Source organism: Streptomyces sp. NBC_00669 (assembly GCF_036226785.1).
In the GTDB taxonomy this organism is placed as follows: domain Bacteria; phylum Actinomycetota; class Actinomycetes; order Streptomycetales; family Streptomycetaceae; genus Actinacidiphila.
The window spans coordinates 9522646-9539776 of the sequence record NZ_CP109018.1 but is presented as its reverse complement, the minus strand read 5'-3'; the positions used below and the strand labels follow the sequence as shown (position 1 = coordinate 9539776).

19 protein-coding genes and 1 pseudogene are annotated in these 17131 nt (G+C 74.1%); 8 read left to right on the top strand and 12 right to left on the bottom strand.

Translation table 11 applies throughout. The annotated features are described in order from the left end of the window. Positions 1 to 37 precede the first annotated feature (37 nt). Positions 38 to 637, bottom strand: a complete 600-nt coding sequence (locus tag OG896_RS40080) for a TetR/AcrR family transcriptional regulator (protein WP_329373490.1) — start codon at positions 635 to 637, stop codon at positions 38 to 40. 58 nt (positions 638 to 695) lie between these two features. Here OG896_RS40080 and OG896_RS40075 point away from each other — a divergent pair, with 58 nt between their 5' ends. Beyond that, the gene (locus OG896_RS40075; RefSeq protein WP_329373488.1) at positions 696 to 1115 is read left to right on the top strand and encodes a VOC family protein; all 420 of its coding nucleotides are present in this window, start codon (positions 696 to 698) and stop codon (positions 1113 to 1115) included. Here the strand turns inward: OG896_RS40075 and OG896_RS40070 are convergent. Further along, positions 1099 to 2100, bottom strand: coding sequence for a LysR family transcriptional regulator (locus OG896_RS40070; RefSeq protein WP_329373486.1), 1002 nt, complete (start codon positions 2098 to 2100; stop codon positions 1099 to 1101). The two genes, OG896_RS40075 and OG896_RS40070, sit on opposite strands and share 17 nt — an antisense overlap. 333 nt (positions 2101 to 2433) lie before the next feature. On the opposite strand from OG896_RS40070, the gene OG896_RS40065 reads away from it, so the two are divergent. Next, positions 2434 to 3186 (top strand): hypothetical protein, encoded by a 753-nt coding sequence (locus OG896_RS40065; RefSeq protein WP_329373485.1) that lies wholly within the window; start codon positions 2434 to 2436, stop codon positions 3184 to 3186. 130 nt (positions 3187 to 3316) lie between these two features. Here OG896_RS40065 and OG896_RS40060 read toward each other — a convergent pair whose 3' ends face one another. Continuing rightward, positions 3317 to 4771, bottom strand: a complete 1455-nt coding sequence (locus OG896_RS40060; RefSeq protein ID WP_329373483.1) for an FG-GAP and VCBS repeat-containing protein — start codon at positions 4769 to 4771, stop codon at positions 3317 to 3319. Between the two features lie 136 nt (positions 4772 to 4907). On the opposite strand from OG896_RS40060, the gene OG896_RS40055 reads away from it, so the two are divergent. Further along, the gene (locus OG896_RS40055) at positions 4908 to 5471 is read left to right on the top strand and encodes a dihydrofolate reductase family protein (RefSeq protein ID WP_329373481.1); all 564 of its coding nucleotides are present in this window, start codon (positions 4908 to 4910) and stop codon (positions 5469 to 5471) included. Here OG896_RS40055 and OG896_RS40050 read toward each other — a convergent pair. Beyond that, complete coding sequence (locus OG896_RS40050; RefSeq protein WP_329373479.1) at positions 5453 to 5908, bottom strand: MATE family efflux transporter; 456 nt, start codon at positions 5906 to 5908, stop codon at positions 5453 to 5455. The two genes, OG896_RS40055 and OG896_RS40050, sit on opposite strands and share 19 nt — an antisense overlap. Positions 5909 to 6039: 131 nt before the next feature. Between OG896_RS40050 and OG896_RS40045 the strand changes: the two are divergent. Together OG896_RS40045 and OG896_RS40040 are read left to right on the top strand one after the other, a co-directional pair. Continuing rightward, positions 6040 to 6450 (top strand): annotated as a pseudogene (locus tag OG896_RS40045) (helix-turn-helix domain-containing protein); the annotation flags it as partial. Positions 6451 to 6738: 288 nt separating this feature from the next. Further along, positions 6739 to 7767, top strand: coding sequence for an aminoglycoside phosphotransferase family protein (locus tag OG896_RS40040; protein WP_329374582.1), 1029 nt, complete (start codon positions 6739 to 6741; stop codon positions 7765 to 7767). 169 nt (positions 7768 to 7936) lie between these two features. Here the strand turns inward: OG896_RS40040 and OG896_RS40035 are convergent, their stop codons facing one another. Continuing rightward, a complete protein-coding gene (locus OG896_RS40035; RefSeq protein ID WP_329373477.1) occupies positions 7937 to 8290 on the bottom strand; it encodes a hypothetical protein in 354 nt (117 codons plus the stop codon). Between the two features lie 332 nt (positions 8291 to 8622). Between OG896_RS40035 and OG896_RS40030 the strand changes: the two genes are divergently transcribed. Next, positions 8623 to 9330, top strand: coding sequence for a 2-phosphosulfolactate phosphatase (locus OG896_RS40030; RefSeq protein WP_329373475.1), 708 nt, complete (start codon positions 8623 to 8625; stop codon positions 9328 to 9330). A 12-nt stretch (positions 9331 to 9342) separates the two neighbouring features. Here the strand turns inward: OG896_RS40030 and OG896_RS40025 are convergent, their stop codons facing one another. Next, positions 9343 to 9612: a hypothetical protein gene (locus OG896_RS40025; protein WP_329373473.1), complete on the bottom strand. Its 270-nt coding sequence runs from the start codon at positions 9610 to 9612 to the stop codon at positions 9343 to 9345. Positions 9613 to 9704: 92 nt separating this feature from the next. On the opposite strand from OG896_RS40025, the gene OG896_RS40020 reads away from it, so the two are divergent. Both OG896_RS40020 and OG896_RS40015 read left to right on the top strand, forming a co-directional pair. Next, positions 9705 to 10157, top strand: a complete 453-nt coding sequence (locus OG896_RS40020) for a VOC family protein (protein WP_329373471.1) — start codon at positions 9705 to 9707, stop codon at positions 10155 to 10157. 139 nt (positions 10158 to 10296) lie between these two features. Continuing rightward, positions 10297 to 11076: a class I SAM-dependent methyltransferase gene (locus tag OG896_RS40015; RefSeq protein ID WP_329373469.1), complete on the top strand. Its 780-nt coding sequence runs from the start codon at positions 10297 to 10299 to the stop codon at positions 11074 to 11076. A 123-nt stretch (positions 11077 to 11199) separates the two neighbouring features. Here the strand turns inward: OG896_RS40015 and OG896_RS40010 are convergent, their stop codons facing one another. From OG896_RS40010 to OG896_RS39985, 6 genes are all read right to left on the bottom strand, one after another. After that, a complete protein-coding gene (locus OG896_RS40010; RefSeq protein ID WP_329373467.1) occupies positions 11200 to 11736 on the bottom strand; it encodes a hypothetical protein in 537 nt (178 codons plus the stop codon). Positions 11737 to 11826: 90 nt separating this feature from the next. Further along, on the bottom strand, positions 11827 to 12735 hold the full coding sequence (locus OG896_RS40005; RefSeq protein ID WP_329373466.1) for a class I SAM-dependent methyltransferase: 909 nt from the start codon (positions 12733 to 12735) through the stop codon (positions 11827 to 11829). Positions 12736 to 12909: 174 nt separating this feature from the next. Further along, positions 12910 to 14010, bottom strand: a complete 1101-nt coding sequence (locus OG896_RS40000; RefSeq protein ID WP_329374581.1) for an NAD(P)-dependent alcohol dehydrogenase — start codon at positions 14008 to 14010, stop codon at positions 12910 to 12912. Between the two features lie 8 nt (positions 14011 to 14018). Next, complete coding sequence (locus OG896_RS39995) at positions 14019 to 15422, bottom strand: aldehyde dehydrogenase family protein (protein WP_329373464.1); 1404 nt, start codon at positions 15420 to 15422, stop codon at positions 14019 to 14021. Between the two features lie 8 nt (positions 15423 to 15430). Then, on the bottom strand, positions 15431 to 16192 hold the full coding sequence (locus tag OG896_RS39990) for a (5-formylfuran-3-yl)methyl phosphate synthase (RefSeq protein WP_328459473.1): 762 nt from the start codon (positions 16190 to 16192) through the stop codon (positions 15431 to 15433). Between the two features lie 268 nt (positions 16193 to 16460). Further along, positions 16461 to 17021, bottom strand: a complete 561-nt coding sequence (locus OG896_RS39985) for a hypothetical protein (RefSeq protein WP_329373461.1) — start codon at positions 17019 to 17021, stop codon at positions 16461 to 16463. Positions 17022 to 17131: the final 110 nt, after the last annotated feature.

Sequence of the window (17131 nt, the reverse complement as noted above, 5' to 3'; positions counted from 1 at the left end):
GACCCGACGGCACCCGGCCGGCGTTCGTCCGCCCTCGTCAGTCGGGTGCGCAGATGTCCCGCGCGGTGCGGGCCGCGCGCTGCGCGGTCAGGTCCAGGGCCTCCGCCGAGACGCCGAACAACCCCTGGCGCAGGAAGACCGCGATCCCGTGGGCCGCGGCGGCGACGCGCAGCAGCAGGTCGTAGGCCGCGTCGTCATCGGGGGCGAGTCGTACGGCGGCCGGCATCAGCGCGGCCAGCAGGTCCTCCCCCGCGGCGGCGAGTTCCGGGTGCTCCGCCTTGTCCAGCCCGGTGGAGAAGGTGACGTCGAACAGGGCGCGGTCCTCCGCCGCGAAGCGGACGTAGGCGGCCGCGAAGGCCGCCATCTGCTCCACCGGGTCGTCGGTGCGGGCCATCACCCGGGTGAATCGCTCGCGCTGTTCGCGGTAGCCGCGCTCCGCCAGCACGGCGAGCAGGGCGTCGCGGTCGGCGAAGTGCTTGTAGGGAGCGGCGGCGCTGACCCCGGCGCGGCGGCTGGCCTCGGCCAGGGTGAAGCCGTGGGGACCGCGCTCGGCGACCAGGACCAGCGCGGCCTCTTCCAGAGCGCGCCGAAGGTCACCGTGGTGCCGGCCGGTGGGCCGCTTGCCAGGGGGAGCCATGGCGGTAAGGTTAACAGCATTCACCAGGTAAAGAGGATTAACCTCGGAGGTGCCCGCCATGCCGTCCCCCGCCGCCCGCTTCCATCACGTCAGCCTCTCGGTGGCCGACCTGCCCGCCCAGGAGCGCTGGTACGGCGCCGCGTTCGGCCTCGACCAGGTCGAGGAGCGCGTCGACCTGCCCTCCGCCGGGGTGCGTACCGCCGTCCTGTCCGACGGCCGCGGCCTGCGCGTGGAACTGATCGAGCGCAGCGGGTCCCGGCCGGTGTCCCACCCCGATCCGATGGCTGCCGCGGCCGACCGGACCTTCGGCCATCTCGCGCTCCAAGTCCCCGACCTCGACGCGGCGTTCGCCCACCTCACCGGGGACTGCGGGGCGCGGACCGTCTCTCCCCCGGCGCCGGGCGCCACCGCGGGCATGCGCTACGCCTACGTCCACGACCCGGAGGACAACCTGCTCGAACTCATCGAGGTCCGGTAAGGCCGCGCGGGGCCGTCGGGGGCGGGTCGGCCGGGTCGCGCAGGGGGCGGATGATGATGTCGCCGCTGCCCTGGTCGGCCAGGGTGAGGGCCTCGGCGTGGTCGCGGGCCGCCTGCTGGAGCGCGTCGACCGCCGCTTTGGCCGCGGTGGCGCCGTCGCCGTGGCCGGTGCGGTAGAGCGTCCGCGTGATCTGGCTGCCGGTGACGGGCAGTCCGGTCACCGTGACCTGGTCGAGCCGCGCGGCGAGATACGCGGGCAGCACCGCCGCTCCGACCTGCCCCGCCAGCAACGCCTTGACGGCGATCACGTGGTCGGCGAGATGCTCGACCGAGGGCGTGACCCCGTGGGCGGCGGCGAAGCGGGCGAAGGCGCGGCCGCGCGCGGAGTGGGCCGGGGCGCTGATCCAGGGGCGGCCGGAGAGCTCGGCGGCGGTGGGCATGCCCCAGGCGGCCGGGACGACCACCCGGTACTCGTCCTCGCTCAGTACCTGCGCGCGCACCGCCGGCGGCAGCGGCAGCGCCGTGTCCCGGTCGTCCACGACGACCAGGACGTCCAACTCGCCCAACCGCAGCCGCCGCAGGCCCTCCGGCGGGGAGGTCTCGGTGAACCTCGGCTCGACCTGCGGGAACCACCGTTCGAGCAGCCGCAGCGCGGGCACCGCGATCCGGGCGAGCACTCCCGAGGGGGCGCCGATCTCCACCGGGCCCTGCACGAGCCCGCGGTTCGCCGTACCCAACTGCTGTGCGGCGGAGGTGAGTTCGTGGGCGATGCGCTCACCGGCCGCGGCCAGCAGCCGTCCGGCCGCGGTGAGTTCCAGCCGCGGGCCGGAGCGGTCCACCAGGGCGAGGCCGACCTCCCGTTCCAGGCTGGCCAGTTGCTGCGAGACGGCCGACCGGGTGTGCCCGAGGGCCCGCGCCGCGGGGGCGAGCCCGCCGTGGTGCGCGATCGCGTGCAGGACCAGCAGGCGCCTCGGATCGAGGTCCATCCGCGTGCGCCCTCCTCCGGCCCGGTCGCGTTCCTCCGACCCGGCTCCAACTCCGGCTCCAACTCCAGCTCCAGCTCCAAGTCCGGGTCCGGGTCCGGCTCCAAGCCCGAGCCCGAGTCCGGAGTTCGAGTCCGGCTCCAACTCCGGCGACATCGTGCCATGGGGTCGCGCCCGGCACCAGTTCCGCTGGCGGGGGGTGGAAAGCGCCGCTGTACGAGGGAGCTGCCCCGCGGGCGTACCGGTGCCAGACTTGCCGGCGACCCCAGGGCTCCGGCCGGCAACCGCCCTGGTTCCGCCCGCCCGGAAACGGGTCCCGCCCTGAGGAGGCCGCACATGGCACGTACCTTTCCGCCGCGCCGACGGACATCGGCCGCTGTCGTACTGGCCGTGGCGTGCGCGCCGTTGTCGGCCTGCGGCCCGGCCCACCACGCGGCCGCCGCCCCCGCCGGCTCCACGGCCCGGCCCAGCGCCGCCGCCAGCGCGGGGGGCTCGACGGGCGCGGGCGGCTCAGGCGGTGGCAGCGCCGGTAGCAAGCCCGGCGCCGACACCAGCTCCGGCGGCACCTCGTACGTGCTCACCGCCCCGCGGACCGCGGCCGGCTACCCGCAGGGGCAACCGTCGGCCGACGTCATCAAGCGGGTGAACAGCGACCTCCAGCAGTCCGCCAAGCAACTCGACGTGTCCGGCACGGCGGTCCACGCTTACTACGACGACCGCGCGGACGGCGCGTGGATCTTCTACAGCGGCGTCAACGGCACCGGCTTCGACCCCGGCCATCTGCACGACGCCCTCGACCGGCCCCCGGCCGTCAAGGAGGACGGCGCGGGCGACCGGGTCACCACCAGCGCCGCCGACGCCGACCCCGGACCGCACGGCGGGCGCGCGATCTGCAACACCTACATGATCGAGAACGCGATGCTCGCCACCGCGGCCACCACGTGCTCCTGGTTCACCCCGACCACGGCCGCCGCCGTCACCCTCGTCATCAAGGGGGACGGCACCAACACCAAGATCGGCTTCACCGCGGCCGACGTCGCCCCCGTCATGCGCGCCATCCGCGCGGCCGTGGAAAAGCCCCGGCCCTGACCCGGCGGGTGCGCGGTGATCGAGCCGGCCGGCCAGGAGTGCCGCCGACGACCAAGCGGCGCCCGCCAGTTGTCAGGGGCCGCCCGTGTCCGTGGCCACCCGTGTCCGTGGCTGCCCGTGTCCGTCTGTGTCAGTGGCCGAAGTCGAGGCTGTCCCCCGGCGCCGGCTTCAGTCCCAGATCCGCGGGCCCGATGCGCGTCGGCGCTGCGGTGCTGAGGCCGGCGGGTCCGCTGCGCAGCACCCGCACCGCGTCGTCGGCCGCGCTCGCGTACGACGTGCCGATCGCGAGTTCGGCCGCGCCGTCGCCGTTCAGGTCCTGGATCGCCAGCGTGGGCCGCGTCGAGAGGCCGGGCACGCTCATCGCGTTCTCGACGGTCAGGCCCTTCGGTCCGCCGCGCAGCACCAGTGCCACCATCGTGCCGTCCTTGGCCGGGACGGCGAGCGCGACGTCGGTGTAGCCGTCGCCGTTCACGTCACCCGTCGCCGGCGCGTACCCGAAGTCGCAGCGGGAGGGGTCCGGTGCACCGGGTAGCCCTGGTGTCTTCGCGCTGATCACGGTGGGCTTCAGGCCGGCGCTCTGTCCGCTCTGTCCGCTCTGTCCGCCGTACGCGACCATCAGCCGGCTGCCGCCCTCAGGCGTGGTCTCGTCGCCGATGCTCTCGCAGGTGAGGCCGACGATCACATCGGCGTAGCCGTCGTGGTTCACGTCGGACGTGAGGGTGGACGCGCCGTACAGGTCCTTGCCGTTCGCGTCCTTGAGGCGCGGGCCCTTCTTCAACACGCCGTCGGCCGCCCCGAGGTACACGACGGTGGCGCGGGGGGTCGGGGCCTCGTCCGCGAACACGTGCGACCAGGTGACCACCACATCGTCCTTGCCGTCGCCGTTCACGTCGCCGATCGCGGTGGGCCGGGCGGTGTAGTACGACGGGTTGTCGGGGGTGAGGTCGAGTGTCGTGGTGCGGGCGGGTTTGCCCGCGCGGGTGAACGGGCCGAAGCGGATCGTCGCCTGGCCGTCCGTGCCGCCGGTGGTGCCGCCGGTCGTGACGAGGTCCGCGTGACCGTCGCCGTCGAAGTCGCCGACGAGCGGTGCGGCGCCGGTCAGCTCGACCGCTCCGGAGAGTTCCTTCGTTCCGCCCCAGACCACGAAGACCGTACTGCCGCCGGCCTGCGTGATGAGGTCGCTGCGGCCGTCGCCGTCGAGGTCGGCCGTGACCGTGTCTCTGCCGAACCCGCCGCCGGTGCCCGCCTTGCCCAGGCCGAGGCTGTCCTGCGTGATCACCTGGTGGCGCCGGACGTCGGGGCCGGCCGCCGAGCCGTACACCACGGCCACGTAGCCGGCGGCGTACTTGCCGTTGACCGTGGCGGAGGTGTCGGTGAGGACGAGGTCGGCGTGGCCGTCGCCGTCGAAGTCGGGGTGGAGTCCGGTGGTGGCCGTGGCCGTGGCGGAGGGCGGGGCCGTGACGGCCGTGGTGGCCGTGCCGGTCGGGGACTCGCTCGGTGGGGCGGCGGAGCCGGGCCCGCCACCGGGAGCGCCGCAGGCCGCTGCCGCGGTCAGGGCCAGAACGGCGAGAAGTCGCTTCCGCATGCGGGTTGGACCCGGGCCGGCCCCGAAGGGTTGTGCGGGCGGCCCGGATCAGCGCTGGTCGCTAGCCGCGCGTCGCGATGAGTTCCGCGGCGTGCGGCAGTCGTACTGTCGAACCCGCTACCTAGGAGGAACCCCGATGCGCAAGGTGACCTATTCGATGGGCGTCTCGCTCGACGGCTACATCGTGGGGCCGGACGGCGACCTCGACTGGGGGGCGCCCGACGGGGAGCTCTTCCGCTTCGTCACCGACGAGTTGCGGGGTATCGGCGTCCACCTGATGGGTCGGCGCCTGTACGAGACGATGCTGTACTGGGAGACCGCCGACCAGGACCCGTCGCTCGACGACTCCATGCTGGAGTGGGCCCGGCTCTGGAAGCCGCTCCCGAAGGTGGTGTTCTCCACCACGCTGTCGGAGGTGCAGGGCAACGCCCGCCTGGCCTCCGGCGGCGTGGCCGAGGAGATCGCGAGGCTGCGGGCCGAGCCGGGGGAAGGCGAGATCGCGATCGGCGGTGCGGCGCTCGCGGCGCAGGCGGCCGCGGCGGGTCTGATCGACGAGTACCGGCCCCGGGTGCACCCGGTGCTGATCGGCGGCGGCACCCCCTACTTCTCCCGGCACGAGCACCGGGTGGACCTCGAACTCCTGGAGACCCGCACGTTCGGCTCGCGCGTCGTCTGCTTCCGCTACCGCGTTCCGCGCTGAGGGCGCTGCCGCGTATCCAGACGCGGCTCCCCCGTATCCGGGCGCGGCTGCCGTTGTCGTCCTGGCCGGCGGAGCACCGGCCCCGTACGGCTGTCCGGGCCTGCGTGGAGACAGGTGATGACGCCGGAGTGGACGGCGCCGGCCAGCCACCTGATCGGCACCACGGTGCGTCCACGGCCGGTGGGACATCCGTGCAGGACGACCATCACCGTGTAGAGGAAGAAGCAGGGACAGGTGAGATGGACGTACCGGGTGATGACCTCCCGGGTGGCCGGGTCCTGGGTGAACACCTCGGCGATCGGGCCGGCGGCGGCGACCACCGCGAGCGGGAGCGCGAAGGTGGCGCCCAGCGCGGCGAGCAGCGAGCAGCGAGCAGCGAGCAGCGAGCAGCGAGCAGCGAGCAGCGAGCAGCGAGCAGCGAGCAGCGAGCAGCGCAACCCTCGCGCACCCGGGCGTGCAGGCCCGCGGCCCGGTTGCGCGACGAACGTCGTCGGTGCGGACCACAGGTCCAGGAACGCCGTCGCGGTGAACGTCCAGAGCTGCCGATGGCGGGTGCGATGATCTTGCAGTGCCTCGGGGGATCTCGGCGCCGGAGCCGTCCTGGTCAGCCCCGTTCACCGGGCTGAGCCCGCGAGCTTTCGGGAAGCCGCTCGCCCAGCTGGGACGCGAGGGGGCCCGACGCGGCACCGCCGGACAGGCCCCGGTCCCGGCCGCTGGAGGACCGGGTGCTGCTCGTCGCCGCATACTGGCGCACCCACCGGACTCTACGACAACTCGCCCCGCTGTTCGGGGTGTTGAAGTCGCCGGCGGATCGGATCGTGGACCACACGGGGCCGCTCCTGGCACCGAACCAGCGGCCCGTCACGGCACTGTGCCCATCGTGGACGGGACGCCGGTGCCGGCCCGCGACCATCAGGTAGCGGAACAGTCGAAGCATCACCGCTGCTCAACCAAGCACCGGGTGGTCATCGACGCCGACGAGTACGACGCCGAGGTGGCCCGCGCCGAGGCAGATCACGGTGGTGCTTCCCGGCTTGACCTCGCGTCGTGGGCGGGGCGGCAGGTCCGTTTTCCCCCGGCGACCGGGTCGTTGGGCCGGGTGTGCCGTTGCCTGATACGCGGTGGGCGCGGATCGAGCCGTTGTTGCCGGACCGCGCGCCGAAGAGGGGTGGCCGTCACCGCGTCCGCCGGCGACCGTGACGTGAACGGCCGCCAGTTGTCGGCAGCGGCCGGGGAGTCGCCCGCTCGGGTGGAAGGATGGCGGGTCATGAGGTCGCGGATGCCGTTCGGGGACGAGTTGCGGGCTTCGCTGGGCTCGCCCGGGAGAGTACGGCGGCTGGGCAGCAGTCCGCGCTCGCGTGTGTGGCGGGTGGAGCTGCCCGGGGCAACCGCGGTGGTGAAGCAGATCGTCGGCGGTGCCGACGCCGAGGAGCGGTACGCCCGCGAGGTGGCCGCGCTGCGGCTCGCCGCCCGGGCCGAGCCGCCCGTGGTGCCCGCGCTGCTGGGCACCGATCCCAGCGAGCGAGTGCTGGTTCTGGAACATCTGGACCACCGGCACCCGTCCGGCGACTGGATCGTCGGCTACGCGGCGGCCCTGGCCCGGCTGCACGCCGCCGCCGGCCCCGAGGACGCCGGGGTGCTCCCCCGCTGGTCGGGCCCGGGCGCGGCCGACGTCGCCTCCTTCCTCGGGCTGGCCGAGGCGCTGGAAGCGGCCGTCCCGCCGGGGGTGTCCGGCGAGCTCGACGACCTCGTGCGGCGGCTCGGCCGGGCCTCGGGGCACGCCCTCCTCCACGGGGACCCGTGTCCCGGCAACGACCTGCACACCGCCGACGGGATCAGGTTCGTCGACTTCGAACAGGCGTCGACGGGCAGCGGAGTGGTGGAACTCGCCTACCTGCGCGTCGGCTTCCCGACGTGCTGGTGTGTCACCGCGGCGTCCGCCGAGCTGCTGGAGCGGGCTGAGCTCGCCTACCGTACGGCGTGGCGCACCGCGACCGGCACGGAACCGGACGGCGACCTCACCGACGCGTGCGCCGGCTGGCTGCTGCGGGGCGACGCGCTGGTCGAGCGGGCTCGCCGCGGCGCCGCCGACCACCTGGCCCTGATCCCGGACCAGGACTGGACGTGGGGCACCGCGACCGCCCGGCAACGGCTCGTCCACCGGCTCGGTGTCGTCGGCGCGCTGACCGCCGAGCGCGCCGACCTCAGCGGGCTGAGCAGGCTCAGCACGGAGATGCGCCGCCGCATGCTCGCCCGCTGGCCCGCCCTCGCTCCGATCCCGACCCGCCGCCCGTAGGAACCGGGCCCGTAGCTGCCGGCGGTCAGCCGCAAAGGGTTCGACGCACGCGGCGGCGCGGACGGGCGTCGCTCGATGTCTCGCCTGACGCGTCACCCGGCACCTTGTCCGGGGGCCCCTTGTCCGGTGGCACCTTGGCCGGCAGCGCGTCAACGGCCGTGCTCCCGGGTCAGCGGGCCTCGACCGGTCCCTGGGTGTCGAGCCGGTAGTCGGCGGTGCGGCTCGGGGCGTGGGGCGCGCTGATGTGCATCACCGTGTAGCCGCCGTCGAGCAGGCCGCTGACGGTCACCGTGGCCGCGTAGGGGACTTCGGTGCCGCTCGCGCAGTCCGGTACGCAGCCCACGGCCAGGTACTTCCCCGTGGCGCTGGCGGTCGGCCGACCCCAGTCCGACCAGACCAGGCTGCCCAGGCTGATCTTGCCGTCGCCGCACGCGAGGGTGAACGTCGTGGGCGAGGTGACCGGTTGCCCGCCGCAGCCGTGCAGCACCACCGGCGTGGCGGCAGGCCGCGTCGTGGCGGCCACGGTGCGCGGCGCCGTTGCCGGATGCGGTGACCCGCCGTCGGAGGAGGAACCCGAACCGCCGCAGCCCGACACCGAAGCCAGGGCCACTCCCGCGGCGCCAAGGGTGAACGTACGTCGACGCCACCCCTCGGTCATACGCATCATCCGCGCCCTTCCCCCGTTGCGATCGCCGATACGGCGCCGAGCGAGAACCAGCCCTCAGGATACGTATACGGGGCCGCCCGACGTGGCCGCCCTGCCCTGGCGCGGGGCCGGGGCCGAAGCCGAGGCCGTCGATGTGACGTGCGGCACCGTCCGGGTGCTTCGGGTCGGGCATGCGCGATCATGACCGGATGAAGGCGAGTTTCCTCGGTATCCCCGATCTGGTCGAAGTCCCGTCCGTGGCGGTCGTGGTCGACGTCATGCGCGCGTTCACGGTGGCCGCGTGGGCCTTCGCCCGGGGGGCGGAGAAGATCGTTCTCGCCGGGTCGCTGGACGAGGCCCGGGCGCTCAAGGCCCGCCACCCGGACTGGGCGGCGCTCAAGGACGGTCCGCCCGCGCCCGGCTTCGACCTGGTCAACTCGCCTGGCCTGCTGCGCTCCGTCGACCTGGGCGGACGGACCGTCGTGCAGAAGACCACCGCGGGAACGGTCGGCGCCCTCGCGGTCAAGGAGGCGTCGCTGGTGCTGTGCGCCGGGTTCGTGGTGGCGGAGGCGACGGCTCGGCTGCTGCGGGCCCGCGGCTGTGACAGCGTCACCTTCGTGGTCACCGGTGAGGACGGGCGCGCCGACGAGGACCTGGCGTGCGCCCAGTACATCGCCCGGCGGGCGACCGGAGCGGCGACGGACGCGGCCGCGTTCCTGCGCCGCGCCGCCGAGTCGCGCGCCGCCGCCGAACTGGCCGCGGGCGTACGTCAGGGCGTCCATCCCGATGACGTGGCCCTCTGCGTCGAGCTCGACCGGTTCCCCTTCGCCATGGCCGCGACCTCGGAGGACTCGCTGACGGTCCTGCGTCCCCTCCCCGTCCCCGTCCCTTCGCCGACGGACGCGGCCTCGACCTGACCCATCCGCTCGTCAGGGCATGTCGCCCTCCCAGTGCCAACTGCCCTCGCTGCCCGGCCGCGGCCCGTAGTACGCCCGCCCGCCCGGCCCGAACGCGCCGATCTCCGTGGGCAGCGCGACACCGCCGGACCGCTCCGCGTCTGCCAACCCGGTCAGGTCGAACAGCAGCCCGTCCAGCGGGCCGCCCACCAGCTCCACGTACCGACGCCCCGGCCGCGGCCCGGGATCGGGGTCCTCGTGATCGGCGCCGTACACCCGCCGCTGCATCCACCGCGCATCCATACCCACCACCTTCCCACCCACCACCGACAACCCCCGGCCCCCAGCCCGGCCCCGGCGCCCGTCCCGGAGGAACACCGGCGCCGGGTGGAAGCATGAGGGCGACTCACCTTCCGGCGGAGGAGTGCGCATACCCGCAACGGTCGAACTCGCGGCCGTCACCGTCGACTGCCAGGCCCCGGGCCCGATCGCGGCCTTCCACACCGGGCTGCCGCCGGGGGCGAGAGCGTTCGATCAGAGGCCGACTCGGCCTGGGTCGAGATCGCCGGGATACGTGGATCTTCCGCCGGGTCGAGGACTACCGGCCGCCGACCTGGCCCTCGGCCCGGGTGCCGCTGCGGATGCACATGGAGTTCTCCGTCGACGACCTCACCGCGGCCGAGGAAGAACTGATCGGTCTCGGCGCCACGGCGGCTGAGTACCCGTCGAATCGTGCGGCGGGACTCCTGGTGATGCTCGACCCGGCCGGTCACCCGTTCTGCATCAGCGAGCGTTCGGCGAAGCCGAACGGGCTGAAGGGCCGACCGGCTGACGGGCTGAGGGGCTGACCGGCCGACCGGCCGACGTAGGACGCTTCGGGCGACGCGGCGGCGGTTCAGGGCCCACCGACCGCGAGGTGGCGGCTTCGCTCCGGCCTCGGGGCTGCGGCCGGCGCCTCCGGGGAACCGGGGACGGTAGTCTCGGGTCATGCCCGGGATGTCGGTGGCGCGTTTCTACGACGAGTTGGCCGATGACTACCACCTGATCTACTCGGACTGGGACGCGAGCATCCGTCGGCAGGGTGCGGCTCTGGACGCCCTGATCGGCCGGGCGGGTGCGGACGTGCTCGACTGTGCGTGCGGGATCGGCACGCAGGCGATCGGGTTGGCGCTGCGCGGGCACCGCGTGACCGGGACGGATATCAGCCCTCGCGCCGCCGCCCGCGCGGCACGGGAGGCCGCGCGCCGGAGCCTGCGGCTGCGCACGGCCGCCGCCGACATGCGGCATCTCCCCTTTGCTGACGGCCGGTTCGACGCCGTCGTCTGCGCCGACAACTCGCTGCCTCACCTGTTGACCGGGCAGGAGGTGCGCGCCGCCCTGGCCGAGATGCGCCGCGTGCTGCGTCCCGGCGGCCTGCTGCTGGTCAGCACGCGCCCGTACGACGAGCTGGTGCGCGAGCGCCCGGCTTCGACTCCCCCGCAGGTCCACCGGATCGCCGAGGGCGACGGCAGCGGCGAGGAGCGGGCCGTCACCTTCCAGCTCTGGCACTGGCACGACGACGGCGAGCGCTACGACTTGGAGCACTTCCAGCTCGTTCCGGCGGGCGGCGAGTGGCGTGTCGAGGTTCGGCGGACCACCTACTGGGCGCTCCCCCGGAACCGGTTGGCCGGCTTCGCGGCCGAGGCGGGGTTCGTCGACGCCGGGTGGCGGTTGCCGCCGGAGACCGGCTTCTTCCAGCCCCTGCTGGTGGCCCGCGCCGGCGAGTAGGCGGTCCGCCGGGAGCGGGCAGCACGCCGGAAGAGGGCAGTACGCCGCCGGCAGCGAGCCCGCGGCGGTCAACCGGCCGCGGACCGGGGCCCGTTCCATGAACCTCCGGAATCGGACGGCGGCTCAGGGCAGGTGCGTGCGCGCCCACGTCCAGGTGACAAGCCGGTCCCTGACCGGTCCCGGCGGCACGAAGTCCACCAGCCGGTCCAGGTGGGCGGTCATGTTCTTGTGCCGTCTCAGTTCATCGATCTGCCCGACCGGGAGGTCACGCCACCGCGCGGCAAGCGCGACGGCCCGGTCGGGGTCGAGCGTGAGCGCCGCCAGCGTGTCGGCGGCGAGGACCGCGGGCTGCCAGTCCGGGTCGGTGTCGGGGCCGAGGTGATCGATGACCCAGGTGCGCAGCGCGAAGTTCTGCCGGGTCTTCCGGGCCCGGCTCCACGAACTGTCGCCGGGGAGGCGTGCGTTGGCGTGCAAGGACAGCTTGGCCCAGCGCAGCCGGGCCGGCCGTGGTTCACCGGATCGGTGGAGGTGGGCCTGGGCGACGACCCTGATCCGCTCCAGCTCGTGGCCTTGCCGCGTGGCCGTGAGGGCTTCGAGGCGGCCGACCGTCCAGGTACTGAGGTCCCGGACCGGCCGGTCCGGATCTGCGTCGCTGCTCAACGGTCCCCCGCTTCGGACGCCATCGAGGCCGGGAACCACCGTAGCCCTGTCGAAGATCCGCCGAGCGAACGCGGGGCCGGGGCGGCGGAGTTACCGGCCGGGCTTGTGGGCGAACACCCAGCGGTTGCCCTCCAGCGCGTCGTTCTGCTCGGGCAGCGGGCCGCGGCCGTGCTGGCGGGTGAAGTCGAAGGGGGTGCGGACCGTGGTGGACCAGCCCTTGGCCGCCAGGGCGCCCGCGGAGTCGGGTCGCGCCTGGCGGTCGAACAAGGTGAGCAGGTCGATGCCGATCTGCTGACGCGTCGAGAGGTAGATCGGGCTGTCGCGGTAGGCCAGCAGGTCCTTCTCCAGTTTGACCTCGAACGCCAGGGCGCTTCCCCCCGTGGTCAGTTGGTCCACGGTGTCGATCAGGTACGTCTCGGCGGCGTGGGGCAGGTAGAAGAGCACGCCCTCGGCCAGCCAGACGCTGGGGGCGGCCGGGTCGAAGCCGGCGTCGGTGAGCGCGGTGACCCAGTCGTCGCGCAGGTCGATCGGGATCGGGACGCGCGTCGCCTTCGGGGCGGCCGACAGTCCGGCGAGGACCTGGTGCTTGAACGCCAGGACGCCGTCCCGGTCGATCTCATAGACCACGCAGTCGGCCGGCCACTTGAGCCGGAACGCCCGGGTGTCCAACCCCGCACCGAGCAGGACCACTTGGCGGGCGCCGACGGTGTGCACCGTTCGGTGCACGAAGTCGTCGAGGACTCTGGTCCGCAGCCCGAAGTAGCGTGCGAACCGCCCCCACAGCGGGTTCGCGTCCCCGTCCCGAACCTGCTCGATACGCATCGGCCACTCCGCGCAGGCCGGCGCGGCCCGCACGAAGTGCTCCGCGTAGACGTCCTGGGCCAGGCTGTCCGGGCGGTGGGTCTCGATCGCGCGCGCCGCGGCGACCATGAGAGCGGTGAGGCCGACGCCTCCTTCCACGTCCTCCACCCCGGCGTCCTGCCGCGCTGTGCTGACCATGTGTGTGCTCCCTTGGTGTGAGTGAGAGTCCGGCGGACCCGCATGCCGGATGGTGGGCCGGCCACGGCGGCACGGCAGTACGGCACTTCGGCAGCACGGGAGTTCGGCACCTGGCCACCCGAACGTCGCGCCGCCGCAAGCAATGTGATAGGCCGTCAGATACGCGCGCCCCCGCTACCCCCGCCCCTCCGGGATCAGCACGGGCTTGACCACCCGCCCGGCGTCGCAGTCGCGTTCGGCCTCGTTGATCGCGCGAAGCGGATACGTACGGATCAGCTCGTCGAACGGGAACCGCCCGGCCCGCCACAACCCGACCAACCGCGGAATCAGCAGCCCCGGCACCGCGTCCCCCTCGCAGATGTGGGAGATCCGCCGGCCCCGGTCCAACGCCCCCACCTCCAGCGGCAGCGGGGTGTGCAGCCGCGCCACCAGCCCGAGGTGCCCGGTGGGGCGCAGCGCCCCCAGCGCGTCGTTGATCAGTCGGGCCGAGCCGGTGGTGTCGAGTGCGAACCGGGCCCCGCCGTCGGTCAGTTTGCCGATGCGGCCGGGCAGGTCGTCCACCTCGGCGTCGACCGGGACGGCGCCCAGCCGCTCCGCCAGGGCCAGCCGTTCGGGGTACCGGTCGACGGCCACGGCCACCGCCCCGGCGGCGGTGGCCGCCATCACCGCCGCCAGGCCCACCGCTCCCGCACCGAAGACCGCGACGCTCTCGCCCGGGCCCGCGCCGAAGGAGTGGAAGACCGCGCCGGCGCCGGTGAGGAACCCGCAGCCGAGCGGCCCGAGCAGCTCGATGGGCAGAGACGGATCGACCCGGACGGCGTTGCGGGCCGGGACCATCGCGTACTCGGCGAACGACGACTGCCCGAACCACCGGGGCGCCAACTCGCCCCCGGCCGCGTCCGTGAACCGTTCCGCGCTCTCCTTGCGCCCGCCGAAGAGGTTGAGCGCGGCGAAGGAGTCGCAGTACGCGGGGGCCGCGCCCTGGCAGTTCCGGCAGCGTCCGCAGGAGTCGAAGCTCAGTACGACGTGGTCGCCGGCGTTCAGGCCGGTGTCGGGACCGCCCGTCTCCAGCACCACCCCGGCCCCCTCGTGGCCGAGCACGGCCGGCAGCGGTGAGCGGCCCGCGGAACGCCGCACCGCGAGATCGGTCCGGCACATCCCGCAGCCCGCGACCCGTACCAGGACCTCGCCGTCGGCCGGCCCCGCGGCCAGGACCACCTCCTCCACGGTGAACGGGCTCTCGTACGAGCGCAGGACCGCCGCGTCGAACCTCAACGCCACGCCTACACCTCCAACGGGCGGTGCACGACGAACGGTTGGAGGTTCCCGTACAGCCCCCACGGCCCGCCCGCGACGCCGACTCCGCTGTCCTTGGTGCCTGCGAAGGGCTGGGCGAGGGAGAGTTCGGCGTGGTGGTTGATCCAGGCCGTCCCGCACTCCAGCCGTTCGGCCACCGCCTCGGCCCGGTCGAGGTCGGTCCCCCACACCGAGCCGCCCAGCCCGTAGCCGGTGGCGTTGGCCGCCGCGACGGCGTCGGCGAGGTGGTCGTAGGGCAGCACCGGCAGCAGCGGGCCGAACTGCTCCTCCAGCACCACCGGGCTGCCCGGCGGGACGTCGGCCAGCACCGTCGGGGCGAAGAAGTAGCCGGGCCGGTCCAGCCGGTGGCCGCCGGCCACGGCCCGGGCGCCGTCCGCCAGGGCGCGGGCCAGGTAGCCCTCCACCCGGGCCAGTTGGGGCGCGTTGTTCACCGGTCCCAGTTGCGTGCCCGGGTCGAGCCCGGGGCCGACGACGACGGACTTCGCACGCTGTGCGAGCGCATCGACGACCTGGGGGTAGAGCCGGGCCGGGGCGTAGACGCGTTTGACCGCCATGCAGACCTGGCCGCAGTTGCGGAACGCCGCCCAGAACAGCCGGTCGGCGATCCGTTCGACGTCCACGTCGTCCAGCAGGATGGCGGCGTCGTTGCCGCCCAGCTCCAGGGTGACCCGGGCGAGCGAGGGCGCCGCGCCGGTCGCGACGGCCCGCCCGGTGGGAATCGAGCCGGTGAAGGTCACATGGCGGATGCCCGGGTGGGAGGCGAGGCGGGCGCCCAAGGGTTCGTGGCCGGTGACGACCGTCAGGACGTCCTCGGGCAGGACGGCCGAGACGACCGCGCCCAGCAGCCGGGTGGCCAGGGGCGTGAACGGGGACGGCTTGAGCACCACCGTGTTGCCCGCGGCCAGCGCGGGTGCGAACTTCGCCGACGCGAGCTGGAGCGGGAAGTTCCACGGGACGATCGCGGCGACCGGCCCGAGCGGACGCCAGCGGACTTCGCTGCGCACCGGGCGGCCGTCGGTGATCGGCAGCCGCCCGGGGTCCAGTTCGGCGAAGTAGCGCAGCCGGGCCGCCGCGCGGGCGATCTCGGCGTACGACTCGGCCAGCGGCTTGCCCTGTTCGCGGGTCAGCAGCGGGGCGAGGTCGGCGCCGGCCGCCTCGACCGCGTCGGCCGCCGCGAGCAGCGCGCCGGCCCTGGCCGCGGGGTCGCGCCGCCAGCCGGGCCAGGCCGCGTGCGCCCGGTCGACGGCGGCGTCCAGTGCGTCCGGCCGCTGGTCGGGGGCCTCGTCGAACGCCTCGCCCGTAGCGGGGTCGACGACCGCGAAGCGCTCACCTCGGCCCTCCGGCGCGCGAAGGGGCTGGTACGTCGGCATGCCGGCGGTCAGCTCGCGGCGGCGACAGTGGCGACGGTGCCGTGCTCCCGGGCGTGCCGGTCCATCTCCGCCCGGAACGCGGCCACCAGATGCGGCTGAATCCTGCCGGTGTTGCGGTCGCCGCCCTCGCAGACCGCCCCGCGCACGCCCACGATGTCCGTGCCGATCCGGGTCAGCGCGCCGAGGTCCGCGACCTTGACGCTGCCCGCGAGGGCGGCGAGCAGTCCGGCGTCGTGCGCCCGCCGGACGAACTCGCCGCAGACGTCCGGCGGAACGTGGTCGAACAGCCCGCTCCCGTCCTTGATCGCGGTGTCGAGCATGGCCGCGTCGGAGCCGGAGCGGTGCGCGATGTCGGGCAGCGCGAGCGGGTTGACGCAGCCGATCCGGTGCGCGTCGGCGTAACCGGAGGCCACCACGAACGCGTCCGGCCGGTGGTCCTTCACCGCGCGGACGACTCCGCGCATCACCTCGACGGCCTGTGCGGGCGTCGTGCATCCGTAGAGGCCGACCTTGATGTACGACGCCCCGGACACCACCGCGCCGAGCGCCGCCTGGGCCACCGTGCCGGGCTTGTACGGCACGTCGCCCACGGTCGCGGAGACGGGCTTGTCCGCCGGGACCGCGCCGCGGATCTCCCGGATCACCCACGGGTAGTTCGCGCCGAGCGATCCCTCGTCGGGCTTCTTGACGTCGACGATGTCGAGGTGCTCGGCCGCCTTCGCGCAGTCGAGTGCCTCCTCGACGCTGTCCGGGGAGATGAGAAGCAACACCGTGGACTCCTTCTTCCTCGCATGGTCCACCTGCCACACGGCAGTGACGCTGAGCCGCCCGGATCACGTGCGGTCTGCTCATCATTACGGCGGCTCCCGGCCCCCGGCAGAGCGCGCAGAACCCGTACGGGTCACTGCCCGCACCGCCCCGCGCCCTCCAACGCGCCGTCCACGCCGGTCCGAACGGGCGGCGCGCAAACGGCGCTTGGCGACCGGCCCGCGGCTCGCCGCTCGCGGTCCCCTGCTCGCGGTCCCCGGCCCGCGCGGGTCAGTCCTTCGGGGTCGAGCGGGGCAGCCGGATCGCCGAGACGAGGAAGAAGATCCCGCCGAGCGCCGCGTAGCCGGCGAGGCTGGTCAGCGAGGGGTCGTCCTTCGAGGCGCTCGCGACGAACGACGCACCGGCCAGCACGGAGATGCCGCCGCTGGCGATCATGGCCCACTGGCCGCCCATCGCCCGGCGCGCGACGCCCACCAGGAGCTGGACCAGGCCGGAGACGATCGCCCAGGCGCCCCACACCCGCAGCACGTCGGCGACGCCGGAGGCGGTGGCGACCGCGACGCCGACGGCGGCGAGCGAACTGACGGCCATGTTGGCGTACAGGCCCTTGACCGGCCCGGCCTCATGGGCCGAGCGGGCGTCAACGACGGCCGCGACCACGTCGAAGGCGGGGTAGACGAACAGCAGCAGCTTCGCCCCGGCGGTGAGGTCGGAGCCGTACGCCAGCAGGAGCGCCGCCCACGCGGCGGCGAAGACGAAGCGGATGACGTACAGCCGGCGCAGCGCGGGCGTGGCGCCGAGGTGCTGGGCGGCGGAGGCGGCGGATGCCATGGGGTTCTCCAGTGAGTGGGAGGGGCACGGGGAGCGTTCGCCGAGCCTCCCCGCAGTGGTAGAGCGAACGTTCTCTCTATCGAGACGCAGCTTGGCACACCCTCGGCGGC